Source organism: Colwellia sp. BRX8-4 (genome assembly GCF_014077345.1).
Lineage (GTDB): Bacteria > Pseudomonadota > Gammaproteobacteria > Enterobacterales > Alteromonadaceae > Colwellia_A.
The window spans coordinates 97,467-111,892 of record NZ_JACGVS010000010.1 but is presented as its reverse complement, the minus strand read 5'-3'; the positions used below and the strand labels follow the sequence as shown (position 1 = coordinate 111,892).

Below are 14,426 nucleotides of genomic sequence, written 5' to 3'. Positions count from 1 at the left end.
ATATCACTCTATTAATAAGTGTAAACAGCCACTTTATAACGATATATATATTTTACTGCCTTGATATAAACTATCTGTTAAACTCTCGCAAAAATAGTGACCCTAATGTTAATCGGTCAATATCTTACTTCTAAGCTCAAAAAAGATGCTAAAGGCTACCTCATGAAAATTGGTTTATTTTACGGTTCTACCACTTGTTATACTGAAATGGCGGCGGAGAAAATTCAACAATATTTTGCTGACAAAGCAAAGTTCAAGACAGAGTTCGACGTTGAATTGTTTAATATCAAAGAGACACCACTAAGTAAGATTGACGATTTCGATCTGGTTATCATGGGTATTTCTACTTGGGATTATGGTCAAATTCAAGAAGATTGGGAGGGCCACTGGGATGATATCGCGACTTTAGATTTATCAGGAAAAATTATCGCCCTTTATGGCATGGGTGACCAAATTGGTTATACCGAGTGGTTTCAAGATGCGCTGGGCATGTTGCATGAACAAGTCATCGCCCAAGATGGTTTTGTTATTGGTTTTTGGCCCAACCAAGGTTATGAGTTTGAAGCCTCTAAAGCGCTCACCGAAGATAATAGTCAATTTGTCGGTTTGGCATTAGATGAAGACAATCAATACGAACAAAGTGATGAACGTATTGCATTGTGGTGTCAACAAATTCAAAGAGAAATAGCTGAGATTATTGAAAGTGAATAAAAACTAAAAATAAATAGCTTTAGCTTTAGCTAAATAGCCTGTTTCGCTTTATAATTCACGGCAATATTATCCTGACCGAAATTATACTTTATGTTTGAGCAATTTGACCTAGATTCAGCACTACTAGGCGGCATTACAAATGCTGGCTATAAAAAACCAACATCTATTCAAGAGTTGGTTTTACCTGTCGCCATGACAGGTAAAGATGTTTTAGCTTCAGCGCCAACGGGCACAGGTAAAACAGCTGCTTTTATATTACCTATCGCTCAACATCTGCTAGATTACCCGCGTAAAAGCCCAGGTTTTCCTCGGGTACTTATTTTGTCACCAACGCGCGAGCTTGCTATTCAAACCAGTGAGCAATGTACACAATTAACTGAATTAACTGATATTAAAACTGGGTTGATCACTGGTGGTGTTAGTTATGACAGCCATAAAGATGTCTTAACTAAGAACACCGATATTCTAGTTGCTACGCCAGGCCGTCTACTTGAATATCTTGAATCAGAACAATTTGAAGCCCGCGACATTGAAATTCTTGTACTTGATGAAGCTGACCGTATGCTTGATATGGGTTTCTCTGATGCGATTAACCGTATTGTTGGTGAAGCTCGCTGGCGTAAGCAAACCATGCTTTTCTCAGCAACCCTCGAAGGTGCGGGTGTTTTACGTTTTTCAAAAGAAGTACTTAACGAGCCAGTATTTTTAGAGTCTCACCCATCACGAAAAGAAAAAGCCAAAATTCACCAATGGCTTCACTTAGCAGATGACAAAGAACATAAATTTAAATTATTAATCAACTTGTTAAAACAAGAAGGCTTTGAACGCACGGTTGTTTTTGCCAACAAACGTGAAACGGTCCAGCATTTGTCAGGAAAACTCTACGCTGAAGAAATCCCCTGTGCTTGGCTTGAAGGTAAAATGCCACAAGACAAACGTAATCATGCCATTAACCGTTTACGCTCAGGTATGGTAAAAGTATTGGTTGCTACTGATGTTGCTGCTCGTGGTTTAGATATTGATGACATTACTCATGTTATTAACTTTGATATGCCACGCAAAGCAGATATTTATTTACATCGTATTGGTCGTACAGGCAGAGCGGGTAATAAAGGTACGGCTATCTCTTTAGTTGAAGCACACGATATGCCTGTCATTGCCAAGATTGAACGTTACATGGACGAGCGTTTATCACGTCGAAATATTGAAGGCTTAAAACCACAATATAAAGAGTCTAAAGTTGCCTTGAAAAAACCTAAGATCAAAATTAGTAAATCACAGAAAAAAGCTAAGGCGAAAAAACAAGCAAAACGTGCAAACAAAAAGAAATAAAGGTAGAGTAGAAAATATAGGAGGGTTTTCTAGTTTTGAAAGCCCTGATTATCATATTGATTTGTTAGGTAAAGTAAGTTTTACTTGATAATAAAAAACCGTTTGCTATTACGCTAGGATGCACGGCATGGTCGAATAAATATATCGATGTTTGCGTGAATTGAATGAAGACAAAATATTTATTATGGCTAAAATACAATATAATAATGAAATAGAAGTGCAGGCCAAGTATTGGCTATCTCGCATTGAACAAGGATTATCGCAACAAGAGCGACAAGCTTTTGTTGCTTGGGTTAATCAAGAAAACAATCATCACTTAGCCCTTCATAAGTACTCACCTTCGACCAAAATTTCTAAGTTACTTGCCGAGTTTAATGGTTTATTTCCTTTAGAAAAAAAACATTCTCCTCACTCTAAAAAATTATTCATGCAATTATCAATGGCTGCCAGTGTTATTTTCTTTGGTATCATTACCAGTGAGTTTTTTTTAAATAAACCTATATTTTCGTTTTTTCAATCAACGTCATCTGAAGTTATTTATGATCAATTTTCAACAAAAATAGGCGAGCATAAAAAAGTGACCTTACCCGATGGTTCAAATGTCGAGTTAAACACTGATAGTTTACTCACTATTAGCTTCAGTGAAGAACATCGTCAATTAAATTTGATCAAAGGCGAAGCCTCTTTTGAAGTCGCAAAAGATAAATTACGCCCCTTTAGTGTCACGTCTGGGCAACAATCATTTACCGCTTTAGGCACCATTTTTAATGTACAAAAAAGCGATAATAATCAGTTAGAGTTAATTGTTACCGAAGGGCGAGTATTAATCGCTGATTCGAATGAAACATTACCGGCATTAACGAAAAAAATAGCCAGTACGGTTCAATTTCCGCAAAAAAATAGCATTATAGTTGCAGGTGAAAAATCGACTATAATCAACAAAATTCAATCACCGACAAATAAAATTTCATCACTCACTTTATCTCAGGAACTTTCCTGGAAAAAAGGCATACTTATTTTTGATGGTGAATCACTGGCCACTGCACTTGATGAAATTAGTCGCTATACCGATGTTAAATTTACCATCAAAGATAAAGCGCTTGCCCAAATGAAAGTGTCCGGTTATTTTAAGTCAGACGATGTTGGTACTTTATTAGATTCAATTAGCTATAATTTCGACCTAAAATATACCAAGACAAGTCACAACACTGTAGTTATCACCAAAGCAACTGACGCCATAATTTAATGGTCAACGCCTCAAATAGGCTATAGATAAGTACAATGAATAAAAATTATAAATAGAAGGTGAGCTTTCTGTATTCAACGATCACAATCAAAGCACTAGTTGACACCTTGCTAAACTATTTATTTAAAGAAAGAAAAAAACAGCAACACCGTGCCGTTTTAACAAAACTATTGACACATTTTTTTTGTTCATTCTTTATTATTTTTCCATTATCTTTTAGTTTAACCACTCAAGCTAAAGTACAAGCTATTGCACCCAATATAACGCACTTTACTGTCGCCGCTCAATCCGTTGATCAAGCATTAATTAAACTTGCCCAGCAGGCCGATCAGACCATTATATTTTCTTATGATTTAACCCGAAGTTTTAACAGTAATGCCATAGAGGGTTATTACTCAGTTTCTTTGGCTTTGAGGAAGCTCCTTAAAAACACGGGGCTTCATGCAGAAATAAATAATAAAGGCCAATGGTCGATAAAGCAGAAAAATAACGTTACAGCGCAGAGCAAATCTAAACAAGAAATTAAGACCACAGAAAAAGTCAAAGCCATTGAAAAAATAGTTATTGTTGGTAGTCATATTAATGGCAGAACCGTAAAAGAGTTACCTGTTCCTGTTGATATTATATCTGCGGACACTCTGCGTAATAGTGGCCAGACTAACCTTGGTCAAATATTGCAAGCACTAGTACCTTCTTTTAATTTTTCTCGTTCAGCAATAAGTGATGGCAGTGACGTATTACAGCCAGCAACATTGCGTGGTTTAGGACCGGATCAGACACTGATTTTATTAAATGGTAAGCGTCGTCATCAAGCGAGTTTAATTCATATTAATAGCTCTGTTGGCCGAGGTACAGCTGGTACAGATATGAACGCCATTCCAGTAAGAGCCATTAAACGTATTGAAATTTTACGTGATGGTGCAGCCGCACAATATGGCTCGGATGCCATAGCGGGTGTTATTAATATTGTGCTAAACGATAGTAATGAGCAAGCGACCTTAATAACATCAGCTGGTGCTTATCAGCAAGGTGATGGTCAAGATTTTCAGCTATCTTATACGCAAGGTTTACCGCTGGGTGATGATGGCTTTATCAATGCCACATTAAGTTTAGTCGACCATCAAAGTACCAACCGCTCAGGTTTACATGGTGCCTGCCAATTTGGCCAGTGCACTCAATTGGACAATGGTCATTGGCAAACCGATGATCCTCGAGAGTTATCCGCTAACCGAGCAACATTTCGTATTGGCGACCCTTCGTATCAACAACTTTCTTTTGCCGCAAACAGTACATTTGAACTGAATAACGGGCAACTTTATGGCTTTTTAACCTATTCACATCGAGAAAACCAATCTGCCGCATTCTTTCGTCACAGCGCGAATAACAATGAAAACCCACTATTAAGCGATGGTCAAGCAACGATTCCTCAGGGTTATTTACCCAAAATAGATTCAGATATAAAAGATATGTCATACAATTTTGGCTATAAAGTGGCTTTCGATAATGACAGCGCCATTGATATTTCATATACCTATGGCAAGAACCAAATAGACTATACGACTAAAGATTCACTTAATGCTTCTTACACTAACTATCTATTACAAACCAGTGACTTAACAGTAGATGAATTACGTGCTCAATTACCAAAGTCTGCTTTTGCTTACGGGCTATCCTTGTCACTTGAGACAGTAAATTTACTTTTTAGCCAAGACTATGAAAATTATTCACTCGCGTTAGGCGCAGAGTTTCGCCAAGAAATATACCAAATAATACCAGGTAACCCCTACAGCTTTCAGGATTATGATACCGACAATAATCAAGCATTGTTTGACCAAGATGCCGCTGGTGGTATTCAAGGTTTTCCGGGGGTTGCACCTGAACTTGCGGTTAACGAGAGCCGTGATGTTGTTTCACTTTTTGCGGAGTCTGTGACCCAAATCAATGACTTTATCGAGCTCAGTGCGGCCATTCGTTATGATGATTATGATATATTTGGTAACAGCACCAATACAAAACTTGCGGTGCATTGGCAAGCACACCAGCAACTTATTTTGCGCGGAGCCTATAGCACAGGTTTTCGTGCACCTTCTATGCAGCAAATGTATTTCAATAATATCAGTACACAGTTTATTGTTGACGAAAGTGGCTCATTGTTGAGTGAGGAAGTGGAAACATTCAGAAATGATAGTACTTTGACCACTCGACTCGGGGTGCCTTCTTTAAAAGAAGAAGAATCTGACAACCTCAGTGTTGGCTTTATCTATAGCCCTACTGAAAATGTAGATATTAGCTTTGATTTTTATCAGATTGATATTGATAATCGTATTGTCATTAGTAGTAAATTGGGTATGGGAATATCACCTCTACTCGACCAAGCTTTTACTGAGGAGTCTGTTACCAAAGGACAGTTTTTCTTAAATGGTGCAGATACCGCAACTCAAGGCACAGATATTGTTGCTACTTGGCAGACTCAAGCTTTTTCTGGAGATATTAACTTCACCTTAGCGGCAAACTTTACCAATACAGAGGTAACCAAGTTATTTACACCTGATCACAGCACACTGCATACCATTAGCGTTGAAGAAATTTTTTCACAGCAAGATATTTCTATCATTGAAGAGTGGCAACCACGCAATAAAATAAGTGTAAACACCCTTTATAAAAACCAGCACTGGACCATCAATATATTGTTCAATCACTATGGTAAATATACAATAACCGATGGTGGTAAACAAACTTATGGCGCAGAGCTATTAACTGATATTAGCGTTAGCCATCAAATGTCAAAAAATCTTGCGGTCACTGTGGGTAGTCATAATTTATTTGATGTTATGCCTGACAAAAATCGTATAGGAAACTCTCGAGGAGGCACAATTGAAGATCAACAAGGTAATATCATTGTTGATAGCACAGGTGTATTCAAATATTCACGCCGATCAGCTCCTTTCGGTTTTAACGGCGCATATTTTTATGCAAGTCTGCAATATGATTTTTAAGGGTGTGCTGTTAACACTTAATAATAGGTAACCGCTTTAATTTCACGTTTGGGTGAAGAAGCTAAATAAATATTATAAACATCTTCAAAGTCTAAACTTAACTCTGTGGTGTAACTGTCGCCAACAGGATAGCTTTTAATCACTTTAGCTGCGCGGATGACACCTTGAACTGACGCTGACACTTCATTTTTACCCATTATCAGTTGTGACATGGTCATTTCACCATTTATCTTTTGCCCATAAACTTGTTCTGCAAGTTCTGCATAAGCGGCAAGCTTTGAGGCATTAATCGCCATCAACATACGCTGCGTTTCATGTTGTGAGTTTTGCAAACTTATCGGCGCTTGGCCAATAGCATGTAACACAGGGAAGGTTTCAGGCTTAACACTTTGCCATTGTACGTGTTTGTCATAAACACTAGAACAGCTGGCAAGTAACAAAGCTAAACTACCAGCGGTTAATATATTAAGAATAATTTTTTTCATCATAAATACCAAAAGTTAGTCCTACATCAATATAAAAAACTAATTAACAATTTTAATTGAACGTTCGTCTTCTGCTAACATAACGCTGTTTCGAATGATTAATCCATCTTTTATCCGAACACTTTCATCTTGATTAATCTGTTCACCAATTACCCAGCTTGGGATAAAAGATTGTGCCGTGGCAACAACAACACGTGATTGCATACCAATCATCCGAGCATTAATCATCACACCATTTTCTTGTTCCATCATGGTACCGGTTACAACATAGTCAATAATCTGCCGCTCTGGCAGCTCTTTCCAGTCGCGACTAAAAACATAATCACCTTGAGCAGTAACACGAATATGTCCCGTCGTTTTAAAATCAATAACAACTAAACCATGGCGCTGTAATTCATGAACAAAGTTCTCTGATATTTGATTACCCAGCCAATTAGTTGACTCAAGGTTTTCTAATTCGACAAAAGAAGCTACCGCGATAGGTGTTTTAGGGTTTACAAAAGAGCTGCTTTCAAGCATCTGATAAGTAAGCCCTTTAACAACATCTGCTATCGCATGTCGAGGTAGATTGAAACTGTCAATTTCACCTCGTACTTCTTGCTTTGATTTATAAAAATTATCTTCATCACTCATCATATTCATTGATGAACACGACATCAACGTTGGAATAAATAATGGAATAAGCCACTTTTTCATTGAGCTCCCCTTGATCGCTCTGAAAGCGAATAATCAGTTTTGCAGTAATATCGATAAACGACATCAAATAGTTTCTAATATAAATAAAGCACAAATCGCGCCAATCTATAAAGTTACTTGCGTATTAAAATAAGTGGGCATAGAAACTGCATATTCGACAGTAGATATTAAACCTTTTTTACTGACGGACTTCATATGCGCTTATTTATATCAGCTCTACTTTTATTTTTTATCACTCATTCTGCTGATGCCCAGTGGTATGAAGCTCAGGGAAAGTCAGTAATAATGCAGGGCAATGCCGAACGAGCAAAAACATTAGCCATAGAGAATGCATTAAAAAAAGCCTTACTCGTTGCCGGAGCTTCCGTATCGAGTGTGCAAAAAACGGTTAACGGATTATTGACACAAAATGAAATAAATATTCGCGCCAGCGGTACCGTAAATTCTTTTGAGCTGGTTGATGAAAATTATGAGGGCAATTTGGTCACCGTAACCATTCGTGCTGACATCTTCCCACAAAGTAAACAGTGCTTCTCTTCTGATTATCGAAAGTCTTTATTAATTACCCGTAGTAACTTAATGCATAGAGAGCAAGCGAGTATCGGTAAAATTTATGCTCTTGATAATAAATTGATGGCTAAGCTTGCTTATAAAATTAACAACCAAGGTATTTATCTCGACACCCGATTGTTATTAAAAGAGAAGTCTCAGTTCTCAAGATTAAATAACAGCTTACAAGTTGAAGCAATAAAAAATCTCACCATGTCGTTAGCTAATATCAGCGATACTCAGTATGTCATGTATTCTGAAATTAATGACATTAGCTTTACACAAGACTCAACCAACGGTTGGCAGTTCTGGCAAGAAGATGTTTTTAACCGTCAGTTTAGTGTCAGCCTATATATTTACAACGGTACTAATGGTGAATCTGTCTTCACTAAGCAGTACCGTAGTTCTGCCCCATGGGAATTTGGCAAACGTCAGCAAGTTGATGTTCATAGCGAAGTATTTTGGCAAAGCCAATACGGAATGGCCATTGAAAAAGTGTTAGGGGATATGATCATTGATATCGACGAAAATATGATGTGTCAACCTACTCGTGGCAAGGTAGTTCAAATAGCTGGTAATTCGTTAACGATTAATTTAGGTAAAAGGCATGGCGTAAAAGTTGGTGATGAGTTTTCTCTATTACACTTAAATAATATCATTACTGACTCAGGAAAAACCTATGCCGGTTTTAACGTTAGCCCTTACACAGTAAAAATAACCCAAGTGTCTCAGCAAAGCGCACAGGCAATGACTACTGACGGGCAATTACTGGGTAACATCCAATTAAATGATTTAGCGGTGCGTTACTAACTTCATCGCTATATAGAACGTTAACGTTACCAGCATGCTGGTAACGTTAACGTTGTCACTGTTTTGCGCCTTATTCGTTTGACAGACTAATACGTTTAATCAATAAAGCAGAAAGTCCAGCAAACAAAGCGGAAATGATTAAACAGGTAATTAAGTTAGTAAATTGATAAATAACACCTGACATCACAGTCCCTAATAACCTTCCCAGGGCATTAGCCATATAATAAAAGCCAACATCCATAGAAACGCCATCTTCTTTCGCCATGGCTACAATCACATAGCTATGTAGCGCAGAATTAATAGCAAAAACAGCCCCAAAAATAAATAAGCCTGCAATAATAATGATTTCAGTACTGATGTTGAGCTTGGTCGCATAAAACATCAACAGTGCTAACAACAAGGTAACACCGGATAAAATCATCCCCCAAGTAAATAACAAATGACCCTTGATATTATGTTGGTTATTTTTAATAAAAAATTTAGGTGTTGAGCCTTGAACAATACCATAAGCGATAATCCATAACGCCATAAATATCCCAACATTAGTATGTTGCCAACCTAAATTACTGACCAAATATATCGGTAATCCGACAACAAACCAAATATCCCTAGCAGCAAATAAAAATAAGCGCGCGCCCGCCAAATAATTTAATGATGGGTGATTTGAGAATATCTCTTTAAATTTAACTTTGTGCTTTGCCTTACCTAAATCACCCTGCAATAAAAACAGGCTAAGCATGAAAACAATCGCTAGCACACTCGCCATTATTAGCATGGCTACTGAAAATCCCACAGTACTTAGTAACCAGGCACCTAGGAAAAAACCGATACCCTTTAAGGCGTTTTTTGATCCTGTAAGATAAGCAACCCAACGGAAAAGAACAGCGTGATCTTGGTTGTTATTGCTCGTTGGTACCAACGTTTTAATACTGCTTTTAGCGCTCATCTTATTAAGATCTTTAGCTATACCCGACAGCGCCTGTGCCAACATAACCCAGATAACGGTTAAGTATTGTTCAGGAACTGTTAGCATTAATAAAGCAAAAACTTGACTGAACAGACCAATATTCATGGTTTTATTCAAACCAATTTTTGCTCCTAACCACCCGCCAACTAGGTTGGTTATCACGCCAAAAACTTCATAAAATAGAAATAACATCGCAATGGCAAGCGGGGAATAACCTAGATGATGAAAATGTAATAATACCAGCATACGCAAAGCACCATCGGTTAAGGTGAAAAACCAATAGTTAGCGGTAATTAATAGGTACTGTTTTACCGCACTAGGCAGTGCAGTTATTTTGTTTAACATAAAGGTACCAATGATGGTATTTTCGATTGATGTTGGCGTATGCTAATAAATAATCAAGAGTATTAAACATTAGCGTAACGCCAAGATATTATTCGTTTAAAAACGCAGTCTATGTCGATATTCTCAAAGACTAGTGCTTAATATCAGATCGTCCAACTAACAACATTAACTCTGCAGCTCGATTGGCATAACCCCATTCGTTGTCATACCACAAATACATTTTCAATTGGGTGTCATTAACAACCATGGTTGATAGCGCATCAACAATACATGAACGTGGATCCGTTTTATAATCAACAGAGACCAAAGGACGCTCTTCATAGCCAAGTATATCTTTTAGGTCTCCTTGTGCCGCCGTAGACATCAATTGATTAATTTCTTCAACTGTTACGGCTCTATTTAACTCAAATACACAGTCAGTAATTGAGGCATTCGCTAACGGAACTCGCACGGCATGACCATTTAATTTTCCCTTTAGCTCAGGAAAAATATGGGTAATAGCGGTTGCAGACCCGGTAGTCGTTGGAATTAAACTTTGGCCACAAGCTCGCGCTCGACGTAAATCTTTATGAGGCGCATCAAGGATAGTTTGCGTATTGGTAATATCATGGATAGTCGTCATACTGCCGTGTTTTATGCCAACACTGTCTTGGAGAACTTTAACCACTGGCGCTAAACAATTAGTGGTACAAGAAGCAGCAGTGACAATTTTATGCTGTGCTTTGTTATAAAGATGATGATTAACGCCCATGACAATATTTAAGGCGCCCTCTTCTTTTACGGGTGCTGTAACCATAACCCGTTTAACACCTTGTGCTAAATAAGCACTTAATAGTTTGGTCGTTTTCATCACTCCAGAAGCTTCTACAACAACATCACATTGTGACCAGTCAGTTTCAGCTATGGTTAAATTATGACTAATATTAATGTGATGTTCACCGTCTTCATCACAGACGATCATTTGGTTATTGTCGACTTGTGCATCAAATTTCCAACGACCATGAATAGAGTCAAAATTCAGTAAGTGTGCTAATGTTTTAGCATCACCTGCGGGATCATTAATTTGAATAAACTCTATTTCTGGCCATTGCCATGCCGCACGTAGAACTAAACGTCCGATGCGGCCAAAGCCATTAATACCTACTTTAATTGTCATGATTTATTCCTATTTATTAAGGTTATTCGCAACATTTTTGCTGTCTGCTCGGACGATTGCCCATATCAATAAGGTTTGTTACACATGCGGTTAAATATGCTTGATTGTTAAGACTTGATAACTCGATGACTTCTTTTTGCCAAAATGGCATTGCATCAACGAGACTATAAAAAACCCAGCGTCCTACTTTTCGTTCACTGAGAATATGATGTAATTTAAGTTGGGCAATATGACGTGATATTTTAGGTTGAGATAAAGACAAAGCGGCCGTTAATTCACAGACACACAGTTCCTTTTCCATTTGTATAAGTAAAATTATTTTTAGCCGAGTATCATCAGCTAAATTTTTAAAAAATTGAACCACCCTATCATTATTCATAACTGGCACCGCATTAATTCTAAAGCTTATTTGGAACATACATAAAATAACAACACACACTTAACATATGTTTTTTCATATATATGGAAAAACATATGTTATTTCATATTGAGAGAGTATGCAAATATTCTTTAAAAAACAGTTGTTAGATAAAAGCGCAAAAAAAAGCATGAGTTAACTCATGCTTTGGTGTTAAGAAACTAAATATGGCTAAATTTCGACCATGTCACCTTTACTTTGCAGCCATGTTTTTCTATCTGGGCTACGTTTCTTTGACAGTAGCATATCCATTAACTCCATCGTTTCAGAGTGCTCATCTACCGTTAATTGCACTAAACGACGTGTATTGGGATCCATAGTCGTTTCGCGTAGTTGCAGAGGGTTCATTTCACCCAGACCTTTAAAACGTTGTACATTAACTTTACCACGTTTTTTCTCAGCTTCTATTCGATCTAAAACACCGTCTTTTTCGGCTTCATCTAAGGCATAGAAAACTTCTTTACCGACATCGATACGATAAAGTGGTGGCATAGCCACATAAACATGGCCACGTTGCACTAAAGGTAAAAAGTGTTGCATGAATAAAGCACATAATAACGTTGCGATATGAAGACCATCGGAATCGGCATCGGCAAGAATACAAATTTTACCGTAGCGTAATTCTGATAAATCATCGCTATCTGGATCTATGCCTAATGCCACTGAAATATCATGGACCTCTTGTGAAGCCAGTATTTGTCCGGAATCGACTTCCCAGGTATTTAAAATTTTACCTCTAAGCGGCATAATTGCTTGAAACTCACGGTCTCTCGCTTGTTTAGCACTACCTCCCGCCGAGTCTCCTTCCACTAAAAACAATTCTGTTCGGGCAATATCTTGACTGCCACAATCAGTTAATTTCCCGGGTAAAGCAGGTCCTTGAGTAATTTTTTTACGAATAATTTTTTTACTGGCACGCAAGCGTCGCTGAGCATTTGAAATACAAAATTCAGCAAGGTTTTCTGCGATTTCAGTGTGTTCATTTAACCATAAACTAAAAGAATCTTTTACCACACCGGTAACGAAAGCGGCGCATTGTCGAGAAGATAAACGTTCTTTAGTTTGTCCTGCAAATTGTGGTTCTTGCATTTTCACCGATAAAATATATGAACATTTGTCCCATATATCATCTGGCGTTAATTTTACACCGCGAGGAATGAGGTTTCTAAATTCACAAAATTCGCGCATTGACTCCAATAAGCCTTGGCGTAAACCATTGACGTGTGTACCACCTTGGATGGTTGGAATTAAATTGACATAACTCTCTCCAATGCCCTCTCCACCTTCAGAGAGCCAAGTTACGGCCCAATCAGCGGCTTCATGCGAAGAAGAAAAAGTCCCAACAAAAGGGTCTTCAGGTAAACAAATACAGCTTTTAAGAGAATCTTTCAGGTAGTCGACTAATCCATCTTCGTAATACCATTGATATTTTTTATCTTCATTCTTGTCATGGAACTTGATGGTCAAGCCTGGACATAAAACAGCTTTCGCTTTTAATAAATGTACTAAGCGACGCACTGAAAAATTTGCTGAGTCAAAATATTTAGGATCAGGCCAAAACTTTACGCGTGAACCGGTATTTCTTCGGCCAACCGTTCCGGTTTCATGTAACTCTTCAACTTTTTCACCATGCTCAAAAGCCATTTCATACACTTTACTGTCACGGCGAACTGAAACATCAACTCGGGTAGAAAGTGCGTTAACCACAGAAATGCCAACACCATGCAAACCACCAGAAAATTGATAATTTTTATTAGAAAATTTACCACCGGCATGAAGTTTACAGAAAATAAGCTCAACACCTGAGACACCTTCTTCGGGATGAATATCGGTTGGCATGCCTCGACCATCATCAATAATTTCCAGTGATTGGTCTTTATCGAGCACAACGGTGATATTTTGCGCATGCCCAGCCAAAGCCTCATCAACCGAGTTATCAATAACTTCTTGGCCTAAATGGTTAGGGCGAGAAGTATCTGTGTACATACCTGGACGATGTCGTACTGGGTCTAAACCACTGAGGACTTCAATGGAGTCTGAATTATATTGTTCGCTCATTTAACTATTCTAATAATGATTATGATTAAAAAATGTTTTAATACCTATCGGTCTACTTTATTGACTCGTTGGGTATAAATTAAAAAACATCGCAATTTTAGGTAACACTTTCGAGTAATCAATAAAGCTGTGATCCCCGCCTTGCTGGACAATTATTTGGCAGTCACAATATTTATCGACAGCTTTTTGATAATCTAACACTTCATCGCCTGTTTGTACCATGACCAAGTAATTATTTTTCGAAATAAATTGTTGTTCAAGGCTTTTTAATGACTCAATAAAATGCTTTTCAATGTAATAAACTTCCTGTGTGTAAGGATTAGTTTGTTCACCTAAATAATCAACTAATAATTCAAAGGGCTTTACCGCCGGATTAATTAATACGGCTTTGCCTTGATATTTCTCTGATAAATACGTTGAAAAATAGCCACCTAGTGATGAACCAATAAAATACCAAATGTTTTCTTTATCGCTTTTTGAGTCTATTAGTGTCGTTAATTGTTCGATAACAGCCGTTGGTGACGAAGCTAACTGAGGGCTAAAAAATGAGACTTCGGGAAAATGTTCATTAAAGTAATGCTTTGTCAGTTGTGCTTTCATCGATTGTGGTGATGAATTAAAACCATGTAGATATAAAATATTAACCTGTTTAGACAT

12 protein-coding genes are annotated in these 14,426 nt (G+C 37.6%); 5 read left to right on the top strand and 7 right to left on the bottom strand.

Going from position 1 to position 14,426, the window contains the following annotated elements; genetic code table 11:
• Positions 1-162 precede the first annotated feature (162 nt).
• The 4 genes from fldB to H4J56_RS10425 all read left to right on the top strand — a co-directional run bounded on the left by fldB (position 163) and on the right by H4J56_RS10425 (position 6,285).
• Positions 163-711 (top strand): flavodoxin FldB, encoded by a 549-nt coding sequence (gene fldB / locus H4J56_RS10440; RefSeq protein ID WP_182216882.1) that lies wholly within the window; start codon positions 163-165, stop codon positions 709-711.
• Between the two features lie 90 nt (positions 712-801).
• Positions 802-2,043, top strand: coding sequence for an ATP-dependent RNA helicase SrmB (gene srmB / locus H4J56_RS10435; protein ID WP_070376001.1), 1,242 nt, complete (start codon positions 802-804; stop codon positions 2,041-2,043).
• Positions 2,044-2,227: 184 nt separating this feature from the next.
• Positions 2,228-3,289: a FecR family protein gene (locus tag H4J56_RS10430; RefSeq protein WP_182242516.1), complete on the top strand. Its 1,062-nt coding sequence runs from the start codon at positions 2,228-2,230 to the stop codon at positions 3,287-3,289.
• A gap of 107 nt (positions 3,290-3,396) precedes the next feature.
• A complete protein-coding gene (locus H4J56_RS10425) occupies positions 3,397-6,285 on the top strand; it encodes a TonB-dependent receptor (protein WP_259368006.1) in 2,889 nt (962 codons plus the stop codon).
• A gap of 17 nt (positions 6,286-6,302) precedes the next feature.
• Here the strand turns inward: H4J56_RS10425 and H4J56_RS10420 are convergent, their stop codons facing one another.
• Together H4J56_RS10420 and H4J56_RS10415 are read right to left on the bottom strand one after the other, a co-directional pair.
• A complete protein-coding gene (locus H4J56_RS10420; protein ID WP_070375999.1) occupies positions 6,303-6,770 on the bottom strand; it encodes an LPP20 family lipoprotein in 468 nt (155 codons plus the stop codon).
• Positions 6,771-6,809: 39 nt separating this feature from the next.
• On the bottom strand, positions 6,810-7,466 hold the full coding sequence (locus H4J56_RS10415; protein WP_070375998.1) for a FlgO family outer membrane protein: 657 nt from the start codon (positions 7,464-7,466) through the stop codon (positions 6,810-6,812).
• Positions 7,467-7,661: 195 nt separating this feature from the next.
• On the opposite strand from H4J56_RS10415, the gene H4J56_RS10410 reads away from it, so the two are divergent.
• Positions 7,662-8,825 (top strand): flagella assembly protein FlgT, encoded by a 1,164-nt coding sequence (locus H4J56_RS10410; protein ID WP_182259293.1) that lies wholly within the window; start codon positions 7,662-7,664, stop codon positions 8,823-8,825.
• Positions 8,826-8,895: 70 nt separating this feature from the next.
• Here H4J56_RS10410 and arsJ read toward each other — a convergent pair whose 3' ends face one another.
• The 5 genes from arsJ to H4J56_RS10385 form a co-directional block, all read right to left on the bottom strand.
• Positions 8,896-10,137 (bottom strand): organoarsenical effux MFS transporter ArsJ, encoded by a 1,242-nt coding sequence (gene arsJ, locus H4J56_RS10405; RefSeq protein ID WP_182259292.1) that lies wholly within the window; start codon positions 10,135-10,137, stop codon positions 8,896-8,898.
• Between the two features lie 130 nt (positions 10,138-10,267).
• Positions 10,268-11,293: an ArsJ-associated glyceraldehyde-3-phosphate dehydrogenase gene (locus H4J56_RS10400; protein ID WP_182259291.1), complete on the bottom strand. Its 1,026-nt coding sequence runs from the start codon at positions 11,291-11,293 to the stop codon at positions 10,268-10,270.
• 22 nt (positions 11,294-11,315) lie between these two features.
• Positions 11,316-11,672 carry a metalloregulator ArsR/SmtB family transcription factor gene (locus H4J56_RS10395; protein ID WP_182221819.1) on the bottom strand — a complete coding sequence of 119 codons (357 nt, stop codon included), beginning with the start codon at positions 11,670-11,672 and terminating at the stop codon, positions 11,316-11,318.
• 210 nt (positions 11,673-11,882) lie between these two features.
• Complete coding sequence (gene parE / locus H4J56_RS10390) at positions 11,883-13,769, bottom strand: DNA topoisomerase IV subunit B (protein ID WP_182175801.1); 1,887 nt, start codon at positions 13,767-13,769, stop codon at positions 11,883-11,885.
• Positions 13,770-13,826: 57 nt separating this feature from the next.
• Entirely contained in the window at positions 13,827-14,426 is a 600-nt protein-coding gene (locus H4J56_RS10385) for a YqiA/YcfP family alpha/beta fold hydrolase (RefSeq protein ID WP_182216893.1), read from the bottom strand.